The 19,064-nt window shown below is 74.0% G+C and carries 15 protein-coding genes; 6 read left to right on the forward strand and 9 right to left on the reverse strand.

The window, feature by feature from the left end:
* Nucleotides 1-115: 115 nt before the first annotated feature.
* From AB0F71_RS13060 to AB0F71_RS13090, 7 genes are all read right to left on the reverse strand, one after another.
* Nucleotides 116-478, reverse strand: coding sequence for a peptidoglycan-binding domain-containing protein (locus tag AB0F71_RS13060; RefSeq protein ID WP_360231998.1), 363 nt, complete (start codon nucleotides 476-478; stop codon nucleotides 116-118).
* A gap of 168 nt (nucleotides 479-646) precedes the next feature.
* The gene (locus AB0F71_RS13065) at nucleotides 647-1,534 is read right to left on the reverse strand and encodes an NAD(P)-dependent oxidoreductase (RefSeq protein ID WP_360232001.1); all 888 of its coding nucleotides are present in this window, start codon (nucleotides 1,532-1,534) and stop codon (nucleotides 647-649) included.
* A 2-nt stretch (nucleotides 1,535-1,536) separates the two neighbouring features.
* Nucleotides 1,537-2,616, reverse strand: coding sequence for a cytochrome P450 (locus AB0F71_RS13070; protein ID WP_360232004.1), 1,080 nt, complete (start codon nucleotides 2,614-2,616; stop codon nucleotides 1,537-1,539).
* Complete coding sequence (locus AB0F71_RS13075) at nucleotides 2,613-4,082, reverse strand: fatty acid--CoA ligase family protein (RefSeq protein ID WP_360232007.1); 1,470 nt, start codon at nucleotides 4,080-4,082, stop codon at nucleotides 2,613-2,615. Before AB0F71_RS13075 ends, AB0F71_RS13070 begins: the two co-directional genes overlap by 4 nt.
* A gap of 19 nt (nucleotides 4,083-4,101) precedes the next feature.
* The gene (locus AB0F71_RS13080) at nucleotides 4,102-4,842 is read right to left on the reverse strand and encodes a glycosyltransferase family A protein (RefSeq protein ID WP_360232010.1); all 741 of its coding nucleotides are present in this window, start codon (nucleotides 4,840-4,842) and stop codon (nucleotides 4,102-4,104) included.
* Complete coding sequence (locus tag AB0F71_RS13085; protein ID WP_360232013.1) at nucleotides 4,839-5,852, reverse strand: ketoacyl-ACP synthase III; 1,014 nt, start codon at nucleotides 5,850-5,852, stop codon at nucleotides 4,839-4,841. The genes AB0F71_RS13080 and AB0F71_RS13085 overlap by 4 nt, the downstream gene beginning before the upstream one ends.
* A gap of 149 nt (nucleotides 5,853-6,001) precedes the next feature.
* Entirely contained in the window at nucleotides 6,002-6,724 is a 723-nt protein-coding gene (locus AB0F71_RS13090) for an RICIN domain-containing protein (RefSeq protein ID WP_360232016.1), read from the reverse strand.
* Between the two features lie 287 nt (nucleotides 6,725-7,011).
* Here AB0F71_RS13090 and AB0F71_RS13095 point away from each other — a divergent pair, with 287 nt between their 5' ends.
* The 3 genes from AB0F71_RS13095 (at nucleotide 7,012) to AB0F71_RS13105 (ending at nucleotide 10,360) form a co-directional block, all read left to right on the forward strand.
* A complete protein-coding gene (locus tag AB0F71_RS13095; RefSeq protein ID WP_360232019.1) occupies nucleotides 7,012-7,908 on the forward strand; it encodes a PIG-L family deacetylase in 897 nt (298 codons plus the stop codon).
* A gap of 134 nt (nucleotides 7,909-8,042) precedes the next feature.
* A complete protein-coding gene (locus tag AB0F71_RS13100; RefSeq protein WP_360232022.1) occupies nucleotides 8,043-9,503 on the forward strand; it encodes a solute carrier family 23 protein in 1,461 nt (486 codons plus the stop codon).
* 125 nt (nucleotides 9,504-9,628) lie between these two features.
* Nucleotides 9,629-10,360 carry a heparin lyase I family protein gene (locus AB0F71_RS13105; RefSeq protein ID WP_360232025.1) on the forward strand — a complete coding sequence of 244 codons (732 nt, stop codon included), beginning with the start codon at nucleotides 9,629-9,631 and terminating at the stop codon, nucleotides 10,358-10,360.
* Nucleotides 10,361-10,409: 49 nt separating this feature from the next.
* Here the strand turns inward: AB0F71_RS13105 and AB0F71_RS13110 are convergent, their stop codons facing one another.
* On the reverse strand, nucleotides 10,410-11,606 hold the full coding sequence (locus AB0F71_RS13110) for an MFS transporter (protein ID WP_360232028.1): 1,197 nt from the start codon (nucleotides 11,604-11,606) through the stop codon (nucleotides 10,410-10,412).
* A 238-nt stretch (nucleotides 11,607-11,844) separates the two neighbouring features.
* On the opposite strand from AB0F71_RS13110, the gene dacB reads away from it, so the two are divergent.
* From dacB to AB0F71_RS13125, 3 genes are all read left to right on the forward strand, one after another.
* Nucleotides 11,845-13,464, forward strand: a complete 1,620-nt coding sequence (gene dacB / locus AB0F71_RS13115) for a D-alanyl-D-alanine carboxypeptidase/D-alanyl-D-alanine-endopeptidase (protein ID WP_360232031.1) — start codon at nucleotides 11,845-11,847, stop codon at nucleotides 13,462-13,464.
* A gap of 431 nt (nucleotides 13,465-13,895) precedes the next feature.
* Nucleotides 13,896-15,284 (forward strand): MFS transporter, encoded by a 1,389-nt coding sequence (locus tag AB0F71_RS13120; RefSeq protein ID WP_360232034.1) that lies wholly within the window; start codon nucleotides 13,896-13,898, stop codon nucleotides 15,282-15,284.
* A gap of 409 nt (nucleotides 15,285-15,693) precedes the next feature.
* A complete protein-coding gene (locus AB0F71_RS13125; RefSeq protein ID WP_360232037.1) occupies nucleotides 15,694-16,797 on the forward strand; it encodes an NADH:flavin oxidoreductase/NADH oxidase in 1,104 nt (367 codons plus the stop codon).
* A 66-nt stretch (nucleotides 16,798-16,863) separates the two neighbouring features.
* Here the strand turns inward: AB0F71_RS13125 and AB0F71_RS13130 are convergent, their stop codons facing one another.
* Nucleotides 16,864-19,062, reverse strand: a complete 2,199-nt coding sequence (locus tag AB0F71_RS13130; RefSeq protein ID WP_360232040.1) for a DUF6571 family protein — start codon at nucleotides 19,060-19,062, stop codon at nucleotides 16,864-16,866.
* Nucleotides 19,063-19,064 lie beyond the last annotated feature (2 nt).

Genomic DNA, 19,064 nt, shown 5'->3' on the forward strand with positions numbered 1-19,064 from the left:
CGGGGCCGGTACCTCGCCGGCGGGGGGGGGGGGCACCCGGCACCCCCCGCCCCCGGCGCCCTTCCTACCAGCTGTTCCTACCAGCTGTTCCCACTAGCTGTTCCCACCGGCTGCCTCAGCAGTTGGGGTAGGCGTCCTTGGAACTCCACCAGTCCAGCGAGCCCCAGGTCTGCGGGCCGACAGCGCCGTCGACCTGGAGGTTCGGCATACAGCCCTGGAAGATGCGAACGCGGCGCAGGGTGTCGTCGCCGAAGACCCCGTCGACGGTGGTCTTGCCGAAGACGTCGGGGTTGAGCGAGTAGTTGAGCTCGCACTGGAGCTCCTTGACGGCGTCGCCGGTGGCGCCGTACTTGAGCAGCGGCTCGGCGGTGCTCCAGTCGCCGCAGCGCGTGCCCGCGGCGTTGGCGGTGCCGGCGGTGGCGACCGTGCCCGCGAGCAGTAGGCCGGTGGCGGCCAGCCCGATGATGATCTTGCGCATGGATAACCCTCCCGTTGGCGTGCGCCCGTTCTGGCGGCGCAGCGTGTGCCCCGACCCTAGCCAGGGAGGATGCCCCAACGGGGTATCCAATTGACCGCCGCATCCGTGGGCCACTTGGGCCGGACGGGAGGTCAGGACGGGAGCTCTGCACGGCAGTCGGGGTGGGGGTCAGGGCCGGTAGTCGGCCAGGGTGTGGCGCGGGTGCCAGCCCTGGGCGCGGGCGCGGGTGAGGTCGAGGACGACGCCGCGGGTGAGCAGGTCGACGGTGTACGGGGTGAGGCCGGGCAGCAGGGTGGTGCGGGCGGCGAGGCGGGCCAGCGGCGCGGGGAGGTGGGCGATGCGGGCGGGCAGGTGGTGGGCGGTCAGGACGTGGCGCAGGGCGGCGTCGCGGCGGTAGGGGGCGGGGTCGGCGATGTTGTAGGCACCGGGGGGCCAGGGCGGGGTGCCGGTGAGGCCGAGGGCGGCCAGGCAGGCGTCGGTGAGGTTGGCGACGGCGGTGAGGCTGAGGGTGGTGTCGGGGCCGGGCAGGGGCAGCAGGCCGCGGCGGGCGCGGGCGAGCAGCGGCGGCAGCAGGTGGGGGTCGCCGGAGCCGTAGACGGCGCGGGGGCGCAGGACGACGGCGCCGGCGGCGAGGGCGTGGTGTTCGGCGGCGGCCTTGGTGCGGCCGTAGGCGTTGAGGTGGCCGGCGGCGGTGGGGTGGTCCTCGGTGAGGGCGGTGGCGGTGGTGCGCGGGTCGTAGACGCTGGCGCTGCTGACGTGGACGAGGGGGCGGCCGGCGGCGGCGCGCAGGACGCGGCGGGTGCCGGTGACGTTGACGGCGTGCTGGTGGGCTTCGTCCCGGTGGCCGGGCGGGAGGTCGGCGACGGCGGCGGCGCAGTGGACGACGAGGTCGGCGTCGCCGAGGTCGGGGTCGGCCGCGGTGGCGTCCCAGGGCAGGTGGCGGCCCACGGGGCCGGGGCGGCGGCCGTGGCAGGTGACGTCCAGGCCCAGGTGGGCGGCGGCGCGGGCGAGGTGGGCGCCGCAGAAGCCGGTGGCGCCGGTGATGGCGATGCGCATGGTCAGCGGGTTCCTCGGCGCAGGGTGAGTTCGGCGTAGCCGGGCAGGGCGGCGTGGCGGTCGGCGCGGGAGCGTACGACGCGGGGCTGGTGGGGGGCCAACGCGAGGAGGGTGTCGGCGAGTTGGGCGCGGGCGAGGTGGGCGCCGGGGCAGGCGTGGGGGCCGGTGCCGAAGACGGCCTGGGTGGCGGCGGGGTCGGCGGGCGGGGTGCGGTGGTGGGCGCGGGCGGCGTGGCGGGCGACGAGGATCAGCCGGTCGCCGGTGCGCACGGGGTGGCCGGCCAGGGTCGCGTCGGCGGCGGCGGCCCTGGGCAGCAGCGGGGAGGGGGCGGTCAGGCGCAGGAGTTCGGCGGCGAGGGCGGGTGCGGTGGTGGCGTCGACGGTGGGCCACAGGCGGGCGTCGGCGCACCAGGCGACGGCCCGGGGCAGGGCGGCGACGGTGGTGTTGACGGCGGTGACGGCGAGCACGGCGTGGCGCGGGTCGGGCAGCAGGGCGGTGAGGCGGGCGGCGGCCTCGGCGGCTGTCGGGCCGCTGCGGCGCGGGCGCGGGCCGGGCAGGTGGTCGCGGGCGGCGGCGGCCGCCGTTTCGCGGGCGGCGTGGGCGAGTTGGCGGGGCGGGGTGTCGGTGCCGGTCAGGGCGGCGGCGGTGGTGGCGGCCAACTCGGCGGCGAGGTCGACGAGTTCGAGGTCTCCGGTGGCCAGCGCGGGGATCCGTTCGGCGAGCAGGGCCTGCCAGAACGGGCGCAGCCGGGGCAGGGCGGTGGCGCCGAGGTCGGGGGCGAGGGTGCGGCGGGCGGTGCGGTGGTCGGCTCCGTCCTGGTCGAACAGGGTTGCGGTGCCTGCCAGTTGGCTGGTGGCGGCGCCGGTGGTGCCGGGGGCGGTGCGGTGCAGGGGGATGCGGGTGAGGGCTTCGCGGTAGGCGTCGGGGTGGTGGACGAGCAGGGTGCGGCCCAGGCGCAGGACGGGGCGGTGGCGGGTGGCGCAGAGCAGGGCGAACAGGAGGGGGTGGCTGCGCAGGTAGACGGTGCGGTCGCGGCGGCGGGCCCGGCGGGCGGCGGCGGGCGGGGCGAGGGGGCCGGTCATCGGGTCAACTCCCGTGCGCAGTGGGCGGATGCGGCGGCGCGGTCGGGTTTGCGGGAGCGGCCGGCGAGCGGGACGGTGCCGAACAGGAGGGCGTCGGGGCGGGCGGCGCCCATGCGGGCCAGTGGGGTGGCCAGGCGGGCGCGCAGCTGGTGCGGGTCGGTGCCGGGGGCGGGTTGGACGAGGGCGACAAGGCGTTCGTCGCCGTCGGCGTCGGGGACGCCGACGAGCAGGGCGAGTTCGACGCCGGGGACGTGCAGGGCGGGTTCGTACAGGCCGGGGTAGATGTTGCGGGCGCGGCGCAGGACCATGTCCTTGAGGCGGCCGGCCAGGACGATGCGGCCGTCGGGGGTGAGGGTGGCGCGGTCGCCGGTGCGGATCCAGGGGTCGGGGTCGTGGCCGAGGTAGCGGTGGCGGGCGCCGGGGCCGGTGAGGTGGAGTTCGCCGTCGTCGGCCAGGCGGGTGCGGATGCCGGGCAGGGGGTGGCCGACGAGGTCGCCGTCGTCGGTGTGGGCGCTCTTGTCGCTCTCCTCGACGGCGGCGGCGGGGAAGAGTTCGGTGAGGGCGTAGACGCTGAACGCCCGGTCGGCGCCGGCGTGTTTGGCGCGGCGCAGCAGGGCGGCGTCGGCGGGGGCGGAGCCGGTCCACAGGGTGCCGGTGAGGCGGGCGCCGGCGGCCAGGGCGGTGCGCAGTCGGGGTGGGGTGAGGTAGGTGTGGGCGGGGGTGAGGCGGGTGAGTTGGCGGGCGAGGGCGGCGGGGGTGCGGGCGGGCAGGGCGACGGTGGCGCCGGCGGCGAGGGCGGGGGCGAGGACGAAGAAGGTGCCGCCGAGGACGGTGGTGCCGGGTCGGGGGCGGACGAGGTCGGTGACGGTGTGCAGGGCGGCGGTGAGGCCGGCGTGGGTGTGGACGACGGCGCGGGGGCGGGCGGTGGTGCCGGAGGTGAAGACGATGACGGCGTCGGCGTCGGGGTCGTGGTGGTGGGGCGGTACGGGGGTGGTGGCGGGGCGCAGTCGGGGTGCGCAGCCGGGCAGGCGGGGGCCGAGGGTGGCGACCGGGCCGAGGGTGGTGAGGCGGGGCAGGCGCAGGTCGGCGCGGCGGGCCAGGGGTGCGGCCCAGCCGGCGGCGGCCTGGGCGGTGGCGTCGGCGAGGATGAGGCCGGGCTGGGCGAGGGCGAGGTGGGCGGTGAGGACGTCGGGGCCGGTGGTGGGGTCGAGGACGGCGACGCGCAGGCCGAGGCGGTGGGCGGCGAGCAGGGCGGCGAGGGCGCGGGGGCCGGGGCGCAGGGCGAGGCCGAGGGTGGTGCCGGGGGTGAGGCGGCGGGCGTGCAGGGCGGCGGCGTAGGCGTCGGCGAGGTCGGCGAGGTCGCCGCGGCGGATGCGGGTGCGGGTGGCGCCGGTGCGGGTGTGGTGCAGGACGGCGGGGCGGTCGGGGTGGTGGGTGCGCAGGGCGTGGGTGAGTCGGTCGAGCACGGCGTCGCTCTCCGGGGTGTCAGCGGATGTCGGTGGGGCGGGGGCCGGCGCCGCGTTCGAGGTACCAGCGGGCGGTGCCGAGGACGCCGTAGGCGCGGATGCGGCGGGTGGAGTTCTGCACGACCATGGCGCGGCTGCGGGTGACGGCGGTGGTGTGGCGGCGGACCCGGTTGAGGAAGGCGCGGTCGGTGGGTGAGGGGCGCCGGGGCATGCCGCCGACGGCCTGGTAGAGCTCGGCGGTGATGGCCATATTGTTGCCGGCGTGCATCCGGTAGGGGGTGAGGTAGCCGTGGCGGCGGTGGTGGGCGGGGCGCAGGCGGCCGAAGAGGGCGCCGAGGGCGACCAGGAGGCGGAAGAGGGCGCGTCCGGCGGGTCCGTGTTCGTCGCGGCGGGCGGTGACGCGGCCGCAGACGAGTCCGCGGCCGGTGTGCAGGGCGGTGCGGGCGGCGGCGGTCCAGCCGGGTTCGGGCAGGCAGTCGGCGTCGGTGCGGGCGAGCAGGGTGGCGCCGTGGTCGATGGCGTGGCGGAAGGCGGTGTCGACGGCGCAGCCGACGCCCTTCTCGGGTTCGACCAGGACGTGGACGGGGAAGGGGGCGTGGTCGGCGAAGGCGCGGACGGTGGCGACGGTGGCGTCGGTGGAGCCGTTGTCGGCGACGAGGAGGGTGAAGTCGCGGTCGTACTGGGCGGCGAGGGCGCGCAGGGTGGCGTCGATCCGGGCTTCCTCCTGGTAGGCGGGGATGATCACCCAGAGCGTGTTCACGGGGCCTGCCAGACGATGGTCGTCAGGCTGACGCCGCCGCCCAGGCCGATCATGAGGACCCGCTCCCCCGGCGCCAGTTCGCCGGATATGCGGTCGAGTTGGACGCCGATGGTGGCGCTGGCGATGTTGCCGAGTTCGGGCACGGTGAGGACGAGTTTGTCCGCGGGGGCGCCGGTGAGTTCGACGAAGCGTTCCAGGTAGGGGACGGTGACCTGGTGGACCAGCACCCGGGCGTAGTCGTCCCAGGTGAGGCCGGTGCGTTCGGCGAGGGCGGTCAGGGCGGCGGGGCCGATCTGTTCGAAGATGCCGCGCAACTCCTTGCCGCCGCCGCGGAAGTAGCTGTACTCGTCGCCGCGCGGGTGGCGTGAGCCGCCGCCGGGGATGGCGCCGGCGGGCCAGTGTTCGGAGGCGGTGACGGCGGCGACGTCGAGGATGCCGCCGCGGGCGACGGGCTCGACGACGACGGCGGCGCCGGCGTCGCCGAAGGTGTAGCCGGCGAAGCCCTCGCGCAGGGCGGCGGTGTCGGCGGGGTCGCGGCGCATAGCGCGGCTGGGGGTCTCGCCGGTGACGACCAGGGCGCGGTGGGCGCGGCCGGCCAGGATCATCGCGCGGGCCAGGTCGATGCCGTTGAGGAAGCTGTTGCAGGCGTTGCTGACGTCCAGGGCGTGGGCGCGGGTGCCGAGTTCGGCCTGGACGATGTGGGCGGTGGCGGGTTCGCAGACGTCCCGGGTGGCGGAGGCGAAGAGCAGCAGGTCGACGTCGCCGGGGTGCAGGCCGCGGGCGGCCAGGGCGCGGCGGGCGGCGCCGGTGGCGAGGGTGGAGGCGTACTCGTCGTCGGCGGCGAGGTGGCGGGTGCGGATGCCGGTGGCCTTCTCCAGCATCCGTTCGGGCAGGGCGAGTTGTGCGGTGGCGGTGATCTCGTCCTGGAGCTGCTGGGAGGTGATCCGGCGGGCGGGCAGGTGGGAGCCGACGGCGGTGATGCCGATCCTCGGGGTCGCTGCTGGGTGCATGGCTCCCATGCTGGTGCGCGGGGCGCCGGGCCCACCTGAGTACGGGTACTCAGGTGGGCCCGGGCGGATACCCGTTCGGGGAGTGCGGGCTTGGGCGTGTCTTGTGGATCAGGCCAGGCCCTAGCCGGACGGGAGCCGGGGGGACGGCCTCAGGGGGTGAGGACCCACTTCTGGTTGGCGAGGCCGTTGCAGTCCCAGATGCCCAGCTGGGCGCGGTTGGAGGTGTCGAAGCCGAGTTCGTCCAGGCACTTGCCGGTGAGCACGTTCTTCAACGAGCCGTCGGGCTGCGGGAGCCACTGCTCGCCCGCGGTGCCCACGCAGTCGTAGATCTCGACCTTGGTGCCGTTGGGGCTGTCGGCGCTGCCCCAGACCACGTTCAGGCACATGCCCAGGCCGCGCACGGTGTTGTCGACGCCCAGGGTCCACCACTGGGCGCCGGTGCCGTTGCAGTCGTAGATCTGCACGGGGGTGGCGACGGTGGTCCGGCCGCCGGCGATGTCCATGCACTTGCCGCCGTAGCCGACCAGGCGGCCCTGCTTGCCCTGCATGCCGAGGACGACCGGGCGGACGGTGTCGGTGGCCCAGTTGCCGGGGTTGCAGTAGGCGAAGGAGGTGCCGTTGCCGGTGACGATGGTGCCGTTGACCCAGTAGGTGACCGGCTGGTTGCCGACGAGGTAGAAGCAGACGGCCTGGGCCTGCCAGATGGTGCCGTTGGGCACGTTGGTGCAGCTCGCGGAGGCGACCGGGCCGCCGTGGCCGGTGCTGCACTGGCCCGGGGAGGCGGCGTGGGCGGCGGTGGCGGGCAGGACGGCGACGCCCACCAGGGCGATCAGGCTGGTGAACAGGGCGGCGAGGGTTCGTCGCAGGCGCATTTGTGCGGGTCCCTTCTGGTCGACGGGGCCCAACCGGTGGTGTGGATCGTGTGGTTGGTGCCGCCCAGCGTGGGTGATGAGCCGATGGTGCGTCAACTGTTGTGAATGGCTTGTCCGGAAACCATTCATGTCAGTTCGCATCGGCGGCGCAGGCGGCGGCTGCCGGGACGGCGGGGCGAGGACGAGGGCGGCGGCGGAGCGACGGCGGAGCGAGGGCGGACGGCGGGTTGTCGGGGCCACCGGGCAGACTGGGGGGTGGATCACCCGAACCAACCGAGGACGGACCCATGGCCGACCGGCCCCTGACCCTGATGGCAGTGCACGCCCACCCCGACGACGAGGCCACCGGCACCGGCGGCGTCCTCGCCCGCTACGCCGCCGAGGGCATCCGCACCGTCCTGGTCACCTGCACCGACGGCGCCTGCGGCGACGGCCCCGGCGGCGTCAAGCCCGGCGAGGACGGGCACGACCCGGCGGCGGTCGCGGCCCTGCGCCGCACCGAACTGGAGGCCAGCTGCCGGGTCCTGGGCGTCGACCACCTCGAACTGCTCGAGTACGGCGACTCCGGGATGATGGGCTGGGCCGCCAACGACGCGCCCGGCTCGTTCTGGGGCACCCCGGTCGCCGAGGGCGCCGCCCGGCTGGCCGAACTGCTGCACCGCTACCGGCCGGACGTCGTCGTCACCTACGACGAGAACGGCTTCTACGGCCACCCCGACCACATCCAGGCCCACCGCATCACCATGGCCGCCCTGGAACTGGCCCCCGGCGTGGCGTCCAAGGTGTACTGGACCACCGCGCCGCACTCGGCGATGAAGCGCTTCTTCGCGGCGATGCAGGAGTTCGGCACCGACTGGGACGAGCAGGCGGGCGGGGACGGGGAGGCCGGAAAGGCCGGGGAGGCTGCGGAGGGCTCCGAGCCGGCCGGGCGGGGCCTCGAACCCGAGCTGCCCCCGATCGGGCTGCCCGACGAGGAGGTCACCACCTGGGTGGACACCCACGCCTTTGGCGCCCAGAAGTACGACGCGCTGGCCGCGCACGCCAGCCAGGGCGAGAACATCTTCTTCCTGCGGATGGGCAAGGAGCGCTTCACCGAGCTGATGGGCACCGAGACCTTCGTCCGGGTCCGCGACACCACCGGCGCCGCCCTGCCGGAGCAGGACCTCTTCGCCGGCCTGCGCTGACCCGGCGCCCGCCCCGCACCCGACCCCGCGCGCGAGTGCGCAGGTCAGGCGCGGGGCCGGTGGCGCGCGGGGGCCCTGGTGACCATGAGAATGGTGCGGACAGTCCCCCGTAGGTTGACAGAAGGAACCCCCACATGGATCTCGGCGTGCGCTGGAAGCTGCACGGTGACGGGCGCACGCCCGCACCGGGAGCGGTCGTCCGCCCCGACGAACGGCTCTCCTGGCCCCGCACGGCAGGGCTCGGCGCCCAGCACGTGGTCGCCATGTTCGGGGCGAGCTTCGTCGCCCCGGTGCTGATGGGGCTCGACCCCAACCTGGCGATCATGATGTCCGGCGTCTCGACCGTGATCTTCCTGCTGGCCACCCGCGGCCGGGTGCCCAGCTACCTCGGCTGCTCGCTGTCCTTCGTCGGGGTCGCCGCGGTGATCCGGGCGCAGGGCGGCACCAGTGCGACGGTGACCGGCGCGGTGCTCGTGGTGGGCGTGGTGCTGTTCCTGGTGGGCCTTGCAGTGCAGTACTTCGGGGCGCGGATCATCCACGCGACGATGCCGCCGATCGTCACCGGCGCCGTCGTCATGCTGATCGGCTTCAACCTCGCCCCGGTCACCGCCTCCACCTACTGGCCGCAGGACCAGTGGACGGCGCTGCTGGTGATGCTCTTCACCGGCCTGGCGGTGGTGTGCCTGCGGGGCTTCTGGTCGCGGGTGGCGATCTTCCTGGGGCTGGTCTTCGGGTACGGGATCTCCTGGGTCTTCGACCGGGTCTTCGGGAAGATCCACTCGGTGGGCCCGGGCGGGCAGCCGACCGACCACTGGCGTCTGGACCTCTCCGGCGTCGGCAAGGCGGACTGGATCGGGCTGCCCACCTTCCACGGCCCCTCCTTCCAGTGGTCGGCCGTGCTGGTCGCGCTGCCCGTGGTGATCGCGCTGGTCGCCGAGAACGCCGGACACGTCAAGGCCGTCGGCGAGATGACGGGCGAGAACCTGGACGGCAGGCTGGGCACCGCGATCTCCGCGGACGGCGTCGGCTCCGTACTCTCCACCGCGCTCGGCGGCCCGCCCAACACCACCTACTCCGAGAACATCGGCGTCATGGCCGCCACCCGGGTCTACTCCACCGCCGCCTACTGGGCCGCGGCCGGCTTCGCCCTGCTGTTCGGCGTCTGCCCCAAGTTCGGCGCGGTCGTGGCCGCGATCCCCGGCGGGGTGCTCGGCGGCATCACCGTCATCCTGTACGGCATGATCGGGCTGCTCGGCGCCCAGATCTGGACCAAGTCCGGGGTCGACCTGCGCAACCCGCTGAACCTGGTGCCGGCCGCGGCGGGCATCATCATCGGCATCGGCAACGTGACGTTGAAGTTCACCGACACGTTCAGCCTCAGCGGCATCGCCCTGGGCACCCTGGTCGTCATCACCGGCTACCACGCGCTGCGCGCGCTCGCCCCCGCGCACCTCAAGACCCAGGAACCGCTGCTGGACGAGGGCACCTCCTCGTACGACGCACCGTCGTCCGGGGACTCCGGGAGCACCGGGAGCACGGGAGGCTCCGGACGCTCGGGAGGCTCCGGGAGCGAGGGGCAGCGGCGCGAGCCGTAGGCAGAACTGGCCCGGACATGACCTGACGGTACTTCCGCCGGTCGTTCCGCCTGGCCGGCAGGGCCGTCGGGTGGTCGAATCGCACCCAGCGATCCGACCACCCGACTCCACCCACCGGGAGTGGCATGTCCGTTCTGCCCCACCGCCGCCGGCTCACCGTCGGGGCCCTGGCCCTCGCCGTGTTCGCGATCTCCTGCGGCTCGGCCACCGCCGGCACCACCGCCGCCGCGGGCAAGGTCCTGTGGACCCCGAGCACCAAGGCCGGCCCCTCCTCCTTCCCCGGCGTGCAGTGCGCCGCCCCGAGCACCTTCGGCGTCGTCAAGGACCCCGCCAAGGGCGAGGTGTGGCGGGCCTTCCAGGCCGCGGACCAGGAGCGCTGCGAGACGGTCGGCCCGGACCTCAAGCAGGGCGACACCTTCTACCTGGGCTGGTCGTCCAAGGTGGACATCAAGGACGACCAGAGCCGGTACGTGTTCCAGCTCAAGTGCTCGCCCAGCGAGGGCACGGCGAACCACCCGATCGAGATCGACATCACCAACAGCCGGGTGCGGCTCCAGGAGTGGGACACCGAGCACGTGGCGCACCCGCTGTGGACGGCGCCGGTGAAGAACGGCGAGTGGCACTCCTACGCGCTCAGGATCCACCTGGGCCGCACCGACGGGACGATCGACTTCTGGTTCGACGGCAGGAAGCAGACCTTCACCACCGGTTCGGGCACCTTCAAGGGCACCACCTGGGACGGCGACCGCAACTACCTCAAGTGGGGCTCGTACCACCAGAACCCGGGCGCCGCAACGAACACCTTCACCAGCCCGGTGATGGCCACCACCCTGGACCTGGCCACGGCCGGCTCGTAGCAGCACCCACGGGCCCGGACCGCGACGGCCGCGGTCCGGGCCCGTGCCGTCAGCGGATCCGGGCGACGCGGGCCGCCGCCACGGCCACCAGCAGCCCCAGGCCGACGCAGGCCGCGCAGACCAGGAACATCGTCCGGTACCCGGTGGCCTCGGCGACCAGCCCCAGCGAGCCGCTGCCGGCGGCGAGGCCCACGGTGAAGCAGGCCCCGAAGGTCGACAGCGCCGTGGCGCGCTGGCGTTCGCCGACCGAGCGCACCACGAACAGCCCCAGCACCGGGTAGATCTGCCACATGCCGACCCCGGTGAGCACACCGCCGATCACCCCCGCGCCGAGGCCGTCCGACAGCCCGATGAGCGCGACCCCCAGGGCCTCGACCAGGAACAGGGCGGCGAGCGCCACCGGCCGGGTGGCCTCCCAGCGGATCCAGGTGCTCGCCACCCGCAGCAGCACCACGGTCAGGGAGTACGCGGTGACCACGGCCGCTCCCCCGGCGACCCCGAGGGCGTCGAACTTGGCGACCGCGAAGCCGGAGACGGCCGCGAAGCCGAAGGCGGTGAAGACCAGCGCGATGCTGGGCAGCACGGTGCCCAGCAGGGCCCGGCCCCGCTCGATGCCGGCCCGCTCCGCCGACTTCGCGGGCACGCGCACCTCGGGCACGGACAGGGCGATGGGGATGACGGGCAGGGCGAGCAGCCCGGCGATCACGAACGTGGCCGTGGTGCCCACCAGGTGCTCGACCAGGGTGCCCAGCGGAGCGCCCACGCCGATGGCCACGTAGATGACGGTGCCGCTCAGCCCCAGTGCCCAGCTCTGCCGGTCCTTGGCGACCAGTTGGACCGGCCAGACCCCGGTCGCGGCCAGCATCACGCCCATGCCGATGCCCACCAGCATGCGCAGGCCGACGAGTTGGGCGACCGACCCGGCGAGCGGGTAGCAGACGGTGGCGAGCGTGGTCAGGAGCGCTCCGCCGATGGTCAGGGCCCGGGCGCCGAGGCGGTTCATCAGCGCGCCCGACACCGGGCGGGCCAGCAGCGCGGTCAGCGCGTAACCGCCGACGACGGCGCCGACCTCGGCGGGGCCGCCGTGCAACGGGCCCGTGACGAGGCCGGGCAGGATCGGGATGGTCAGGGCGAACGGCAGGTAGCCGATGCCGCTGCCCAGCGAGATCAGCAGGGCGTGCCGTACGGATCGCTTGTCGGTGGTCTCGGCAGCGGTCTGCTCCAGCTGCTCGGTCTGCACACGCACAGGTTCTCTCCCCCAAGTCACGGCCCCCCCGCACCGCTGCGGTGACGGCCCGGACCGCAGCGGATGCGGTCCGGGCCTACTGTTATCAGACGCCCGCCTTCGACCGATCGGATGGTTCTCACCCCCCGCGCCGTCAGCACACCGTCCGGGATCCCGGCGCCGGGAGTCCGGATACCTACCATGTGCGCCTTGAGCGCCCCGCGAATCGGGGCTTCCGACTCGAGGAACGGCTGGTCAGATGAGAGCAAGGATCCGCGGCCGGCTTCGGCCCTGGGCCGTCGTCGGCGTCGCACTCGCGGTCGTGGCCGGTACGGCCGCCGCCGCGCCCGGGGAGAACCCGCAGGACGACCTCGGCCCCGACATCACGGCGATCATGAACAAGCCCGCCTACCAGCACGCCCAGTGGGGGCTGCTGGAGGTCGACCCCGAGGACGGGCGGGTCCTCCACTCCCGCTACCCCGACCAGTTCTTCATGCCGGGTTCGACCGTCAAGCTGATCACCGTCTCCGGCGCCTGGCACGCCCTGGGCCCCGACCACCGCTTCACCACGCCGGTGCACGCCGTCGGCCGCCTCGACGGCTCGACCCTCACCGGGAACCTGGCGCTCGTCGCCCAGGGCGACCTCACCATGGGCGGCCGCACCAAGCCGGACGGGTCGGTCGACTTCACCCCCATCGACCACACCTACGCCGACGACGTCCCGGGCGCCACCCTCACCCCGGAGGACCCGCTCGCCTGCCTGGACCAGATCGCCCGTCAGGTCCGCGACTCGGGCATCACCACCGTCGACGGCGACGTCGTCATCGACCCGCGGCTGTTCACGCCCCCGGCGCTCAACCCCCAGCCGACCCCCCTCATCATCAACGACAACGTCATCGACCTGCTGACCACGCCCTCCTCCCCCGGGCAGCCCGCCCAGCTGAGCTGGCGCCCGCAGGTCGCGCCCTACCAGGTCACCTCGAACGTCCGCACCGTCGACCCGGGCGGCACCACCGACATCCAGGTCAACGCCTCCCCCGACGGCACGAGCATCACCCTCTCCGGCACCATCGCCGCCGACGCCCCGCCCACCTTGAAGATCTCCCAGGTCCAGGACCCCAACGCGTTCGGGCGCACCGCCCTGATCGAGGCCCTGGGCCGCGCCGGGGTCACCGTCACCGCCCCGCCCACCGGGCCCAACCCGCAGGCCGCGCTGCCCGCCTCGTACAGCGGCGATCCCCAGGTGGCCGCCTTCGTCTCCCCGCCCTACCGCGAGTACGCCAAGCTGATCCTGAACGTCAGCCACAACCTCGGCGCCAACCTGGCCCTGTGCAACATGGCCGTCGGCCGCGGCAGCAGCAACTGCTTCGACGGCTTCCCCGTCGTCCACGACTTCCTCACCGGGACGGCGAAGGTCGACCCGACCCAGTTCCAGCTGGCCGACGGCCGCGGCGACGTCCCCGTCGACCGCGTCACGCCCACCGGGCTCAACCAGCTGCTGGCGTACTGGCTGCACACCCCCGACGCGGACGCCTTCCGCACCTCGCTGCCGATCCTCGGCGTGTCCGGCACCGGCGCGCTCTACTGCAACACCGACGCCTGCCCGGCCAAGGGCAAGGTCTTCGCCAAGCCCGGCACCATCATCGGCTTCGACTGGCTCAACCAGCAGTTCGCCATCAACGCCCAGACCTACGCGGGCTACCTCCAGGCGGACGACGGCCACCTCTACACCTTCTTCGTCGGCGTCAACGGCGCCGCCGTCCCGAACATCCAGGGCTTCTTCGACGTCAACGACGACGTCGACCAGATCGCCGTCATCCTCCAGCAGGAGGCCTGCAGGCAGGCCCGCAACCACCCGCCCCACCCGACCGCCTCCTGAACCCCCTCCCCGCCCGGCCGGGACGGCCGGCCGCCACCGGCCGGGCGGGAGCACGTGGTCGGCCTCGGCCCGCTGAAATCTGGACCGGTGCGGCGAAACGTGGCGGGTCCCACACTCCGCGGCCCCGGAAGTGATGAGGGTCACTCACCGCCCCCGGGCAGGCGGGCGGATCGCGGTCCGGCCCCTGAGGACTGGGCGGGGCGTGGATCGGCACGGGCGAAGGCCCTGTCCGCTTCGGGACCTTGGGCACGAATCCGGCCGACCTTCGGCCCGGTGGTTCACCGTGCGTATCCGGGCAACCGTGGACGGTCGCCCGGCGTGGTCGGGCGAGGGCGCCGTCCGCTGTGGGCGGCGCCGTTCCCTGCCGTCTACCCGGCGCACGGGACGCGTGACGAGCGCGTGGCCGTACGTCCCGGAGGACCCCGAAGCCCATGTCCCAAACGATCGACAACGCCCCGTACACCGCCTTCCACCGCAGGCTGGCCCTGGCCTGTTCCGGCGGGCCGCTGCTCGACGGCTACATCCTGAGCATCGTCGGTGTCGCCCTGATCGGGATGCGCCCCGACCTGGGCCTGTCCACCGCGCAGGTCAGCCTGATCGGCGCCGCCGCCCTGGTGGGCATGTTCGTCGGCGGCGCCGTGTTCGGCGTGCTGACCGACCGGATCGGCCGGGAGGTGATGTACACCGCCGACCTGCTGGTGATGGTCGCCTGCTCGGTGCTCTCGTTCTGGGTCGACTCGGTGTGGGCGATCACCGTGCTGCGCTTCGTGCTCGGCATGGCAGTGGCCGCCGACTACCCGATCGCCACCTCCCTGCTGGCCGAGTGGCTGCCCGCCAAGCACCGCGGGCGGCTGCTCGGCCAGCAGATCGTCGCCTGGTACGCCGGCTCGGTGCTCGCCTACGTGGTGGGCTACCTGTTCCTGGAGCTGGCCGGACCGGGCAGCTGGCGGTGGATGCTGGCCAGCTCCACCGTGCTGTGCGTGGTGTTCCTGGTGATCCGCCGCGGCTCGCCGGAGTCGCCGCGCTGGCTGGCCGCCAACGGGCGGGTCGGCGAGGCGGTGCGCGTGGTCGAGAAGCACCTGGGGGTGCGGGTCGACGGCCGCGAGCTGATGCCCGACCCGGCCGGGCGCGCCCGCGCCGCCGGCGGGCTGCGGCTGCTGATGACCCCGCCCTACCGGCGCCGCACCCTGTTCTGCGGCCTGTTCTTCCTGTGCCAGGTCGGCCCGCTGTTCGCGATGCTCACCTTCGGCCCGCAGATCCTGTCCTCCTTCGGCATGCCCGGCGGCACCGTGATGGAGACCCTGGGCACCGGGCTGATCAGCCTGGTCTTCCTGCTCGGCTGCTACCCGGCGCTGCGCCTGATCGACACCAAGGGCCGGCGCCCCGTCATCGTCTGGTCCTTCGCGCTGATGACCGTGCCGCTGGCGCTGCTGGGCGTGTGGCCCAGCGCCCCGGCGGCCGTGGCGCTGACCGCGCTGTGCGCGTACGCCTTCCTGTGCGGCGGGCCGAACGTGCTCGACTGGACCTACCCCAACGAGCTGTTCCCGACCGAGATCCGGGCCACCGCCGTGGGCATGGCCACCTCGGTCAGCCGGATCGGCGCCGCGGTGGGCACCTACCTGCTGCCGCTGGCGCTGACCGGCCTGGGCACCGGCCCGACCATGCTGATCGCCGCCGGGGTGACCGCGCTGGGCCTGCTGGTGTGCGTGCTGTGGGCGGAGGAGACCCGCGGTACGGCGCTGGGCGCCTCCCCGGCCGCACCGCGGACGGGCCGGGCGCCGGGCGTCCCGGCGCAGCGGGTGGCGCAGACGGTTCGCTGACGGTTCGTCGGCAGGCGGCGCCGTCCGGGGTTCCCCGGGCGGCGCCGCCGTTTCTCCTCCCCAGGGGTCGCCCGCCGTGCCGTCGACGCCGTCGAGGCCATTCAGGCGGTCGAGCGCGGCCCGGAAGACCGATCGGTCGAGGTAGCCCGGGTAGCGGGGGTGGGGCGGGAGGGGGTCGTCGCGTTCGACGCCCGGGGGCAGGCCGCCGGTGGCGGGGGCGAGTTCGCGTTCGTCACGGAGGGCGAGGGCGGCCCAGAACTCGGCGGCCAGCGGCACGGCGGCCACGCCCGGGGGTGGGGGCCAGGGCTCCCCGTTGAAAGTGTCGTCCCGTGCAACTATTGTGTGGACATATAAAGCGCATCAGCAAGCGCCTGTGTCCTGGCGCTGCCGTTCCCACCGGGAGTCCGACATGAGCACCACCCTCTTCACCCCGTACACGCTGCGGGAACTGACCGTTCCCAACCGGGTCTGGATGCCGCCGATGTGCCAGTACAGCGCCGCACCGGCCGGGGAGGCCGCCGGGGTCCCCACGGACTGGCACTACACCCACCAGGCGGCGCGGGCCGCCGGCGGCACCGGGCTGATCATCACGGAGGCCACGGCGGTCAGCCCCGAGGGGCGGATCAGCCCGTACGACCTCGGGCTGTGGAACGACACCCAGGTCGAGGCGTTCCGCCGGATCACCGACTTCCTCAAGGCGCAGGGCACCGTGCCGGCCGTCCAGCTCGGGCACGCCGGGCGCAAGGCCTCCACCGAGCGGACCTGGGTGGACCGCGGGCGCGCCCTGAGCCCCGAGGAGGAGCACGGCTGGACCCCCCTCGCCCCCAGCGCGCTGCCCTTCTCGCCCGAGCACACCACCCCCGAGGAGCTGACGGTCGATCAGATCGGCGGGATCGTACGGCAGTTCGCCGACGCCGCGCGGCGCGCCCTGGCGGCGGGCTTCCAGGTCGTCGAGGTCCACGGCGCCCACGGCTACCTGATCCACCAGTTCCTCTCCCCCGAGAGCAACCGCCGCACCGACGCCTACGGCGGCTCCTTCGAGGGCCGCATCCGCTTCGCACTGGAGGTCGTCGACGCGGTGCGCGAGGTGTGGCCGCAGGAGCTGCCGCTGTTCTTCCGCGTCTCGGCCACCGACTGGCTCACCGAGAACCCGCAGGACGACCGCGAGGGCTGGACCTCGCAGGACACCGTCCGCCTGGCCAAGGAGCTCCAGGCGCACGGCGTGGACCTGCTGGACGTCTCCACCGGCGGCCTGGTGCCCGACGCCGCGATCGAGGCCGCCCCCGGCTACCAGGTGCCCTTCGCCGAGGCGGTGCGCGACCAGGCCGGCCTGCCGGTGGCCGCCGTCGGCCTGATCACCGAGCCCGCCCAGGCCCAGGAGATCCTCGCCGCCGGCCGCGCCGACGCCGTCCTGCTCGGCCGCGAACTGCTGCGCAACCCCTCCTGGGCCCGCCACGCGGCCGGCCAGCTGGGCGGCGAGGTGCACACCCCCGTCCAGTACCACCGCGCCTGACGACGCGACTGCGGCCGCCGCCCCCGAGGTCCAGGGGGCGGCGGCCGCACCACAGTTGACGCTAGGTCAGGAGTTGCCGCGGCCCAGGAAGTGGCCGGCGGTGGTGGCGCTGGTGGAGCGGCGGTCGTGGGAGGCGTCCTCGACGACGTGGATCATGCTGCTGTCCGGGTCCATGCCGCGGTCCTTGGCCCAGCCGCTGACCAGGTGGGTCATCTCGTTGTTGGCGTCCAGGTAGGTGTCGGAGATCTTGGCGTTGGCGACGCTGTTGTTGTGGTCCTTCATCTGGTTGTCCCACTCCCAGGCCCAGGTGTCGACCAGGCGCTGGGCGCTGTCGCCGACCCACGGGATGGGGGTGAGCGGGGCGCCGACCACGTGGTAGGCGACCTTGGCCTTCCAGTCGGCCTGGAGGTTGGCGTCGTCGCGCTGGCCCATGGCGACGTCGGCTCGGATCGCGTCGTAGACGCCCAGGCTGGCGGCGCCCTTGTTCATCACGTCCTGGACGTCGTTCTGCGAGGGGTGGGGCCCGATCGAGGACAGCTCCTGGGCGATCTTCGCGCTCTCGGCCTGGTGCAGGGTGGCGTAGGCGTCGGGGTTGTCGGACAGTCCGCGCATCACCCGCACCAGGCTGTCCTCGCCGACGCCCATGTGCACGGTGCCGTTCGCGTCGGTCCACACCGTGCTGCCGTGGTCCAGGTACTGGGAGTTGCGGCCGTTGAAGATCTCGTGGCTGTCGTTGGTGTAGTCGGCCAGCGCGTTGGCCAGCGGCTGGCGCAGGTTGGCGTTGACCTTGTTGCCGCCCTGGCCCTCGTCCAGGGTGGTGACGGTGTCGTGCATGATCCGGGCCTGCGCCTCGGTGTGGTGCCCGGTGTGCGGGGCGCCGGCCGGCTGGCCGGTGGTGGCGGCCTCCAGCGCCGCGCCCAGGCCGCTCTGCGACAGCGGGTCGGGCGTCTTGAACGGGCCGGCCATCGAACTGACCCAGCCCTCGGGCCACTTGCGGTCCTTGAGCAGGTAGTGCAGGTGCTGGTTGCCGCCGCCGGAGTTCGGGTCCAGGTAGGCGGTGGCGGCGTCCGGCTCGCGGCCCATCACGGCGAGCACGTTGTCCAGCGGGTCGGCGCCCAGCGCGGTGCCGTTGTGGTTGGCCTTGTAGGACCACGCGTCGGGGGTCTTCTTCTCCGCGGCGGTGATGTCGTCGGCCAGGTCGCCGAGCATCCCGGCCGAGTACTTGGCGTCGCCCTTGGCCATCAGCGTGGTGAGGACCTGGTACCCGTACACCGGGTCGGTGTTGGAGCCGTAGTTGTGGTCCCCGTCGCAGCCGACCTTGGCCATGCCCGCGCGCCAGCGCCGGTAGAAGTCGGTGTTGGTGTCCTGGGTGGCGGAGGCCAGCGCGTGGCTGAGGCCGCCCTGGAGGTCGGTGTAGGCGGCCTTGCGGTCGCCGCCGGGGCTGCTCAGCTTCCCGGCGAGCTTGAGCATGCCGTCCGGGCCGAGCCGGTCCAACAGGCCCTGGGAGAAGGCGGGGTGGTCGGCCTTGTCCTTCATCAGGTCCTGCAGCTGGACCAGTTGCTCCGGGGTCAGGTCGTCCAGGTGGGTGGCCAGGTCGGCGGCGCGCTGGGCGTCACCGGCGTCGCCACCGCCCACGGCCTGGCCGTTGAAGGTGGTGTCCAGCGGGTTGCCGGCCTTGGAGGCGCCGCGCAGGGCGGCGGCGATGCGCTGGTCGGCGCGGGTGGCCGCCTGGACGCCGGCCGCGATCGCCTTGGTCCACTTGTCGGCCGCGTCCTGGTAGGACTGCCGGGCCTCCGGGTCGTGGTGCAGGGCCTGACGGGTGGCCGGGTCGAGGGTGCTCTCGTCGAACACGGCGGTGCCGGTGCCGGTCACCTTGAAGCCGTCCTTGACGGCGCCGTCGGCGGCGTCGCGGGTCTGCTTCTGCGCGGCGGCGAAGTCGACGTGCGCCTCGTCGAGCAGCGAGGCCATCGCGTTCGCCTCGGTCTGGGCGTCGACGATCTGGCCCTTGGTGGCCAGCAGCGCCGCGTTGGCCAGGTTCGCGGTGCCGCCCGTCCACCAGGGGCCGCCGCTGCCCGGCAGGCCGGAGCCGCCCGGGGTGAACAGGCCGTTGCCGCCGATGCCGCCGCCGTTGCCGCTTCCGCCCAGGACGTCCTGCTCCATGGTGGTCTGCATGGTGTGGAAGCGGGTGGCCATCGCGCGCCACTGGGTGGCGGCCGCGGTCAGCGCGTCCGGGTTGGCGTTGATGACGTCTTCGTATCCGAGCATGG

It is taken from the genome of Kitasatospora sp. NPDC028055 (genome assembly GCF_040637885.1).
Taxonomy (GTDB): Bacteria; Actinomycetota; Actinomycetes; order Streptomycetales; family Streptomycetaceae; genus Kitasatospora.

Excerpts from the sequence above, each read along its gene's own strand:
- AB0F71_RS13060 (WP_360231998.1), bottom strand. The coding sequence starts at position 478 with ATGCGCAAGATCATCATCGGGCTGGCCGCCACCGGCCTACTGCTCGCG.
- AB0F71_RS13065 (WP_360232001.1), bottom strand. The coding sequence starts at position 1,534 with ATGCGCATCGCCATCACCGGCGCCACCGGCTTCTGCGGCGCCCACCTC.
- AB0F71_RS13070 (WP_360232004.1), bottom strand. The coding sequence starts at position 2,616 with ATGACCGGCCCCCTCGCCCCGCCCGCCGCCGCCCGCCGGGCCCGCCGC.
- AB0F71_RS13085 (WP_360232013.1), bottom strand. The coding sequence starts at position 5,852 with ATGCACCCAGCAGCGACCCCGAGGATCGGCATCACCGCCGTCGGCTCC.
- AB0F71_RS13090 (WP_360232016.1), bottom strand. The coding sequence starts at position 6,724 with ATGCGCCTGCGACGAACCCTCGCCGCCCTGTTCACCAGCCTGATCGCC.
- AB0F71_RS13095 (WP_360232019.1), top strand. The coding sequence starts at position 7,012 with ATGGCCGACCGGCCCCTGACCCTGATGGCAGTGCACGCCCACCCCGAC.
- AB0F71_RS13100 (WP_360232022.1), top strand. The coding sequence starts at position 8,043 with ATGGATCTCGGCGTGCGCTGGAAGCTGCACGGTGACGGGCGCACGCCC.
- AB0F71_RS13105 (WP_360232025.1), top strand. The coding sequence starts at position 9,629 with ATGTCCGTTCTGCCCCACCGCCGCCGGCTCACCGTCGGGGCCCTGGCC.
- dacB (WP_360232031.1), top strand. The coding sequence starts at position 11,845 with ATGAGAGCAAGGATCCGCGGCCGGCTTCGGCCCTGGGCCGTCGTCGGC.
- AB0F71_RS13120 (WP_360232034.1), top strand. The coding sequence starts at position 13,896 with ATGTCCCAAACGATCGACAACGCCCCGTACACCGCCTTCCACCGCAGG.
- AB0F71_RS13125 (WP_360232037.1), top strand. The coding sequence starts at position 15,694 with ATGAGCACCACCCTCTTCACCCCGTACACGCTGCGGGAACTGACCGTT.
- AB0F71_RS13130 (WP_360232040.1), bottom strand. The coding sequence starts at position 19,062 with ATGCTCGGATACGAAGACGTCATCAACGCCAACCCGGACGCGCTGACC.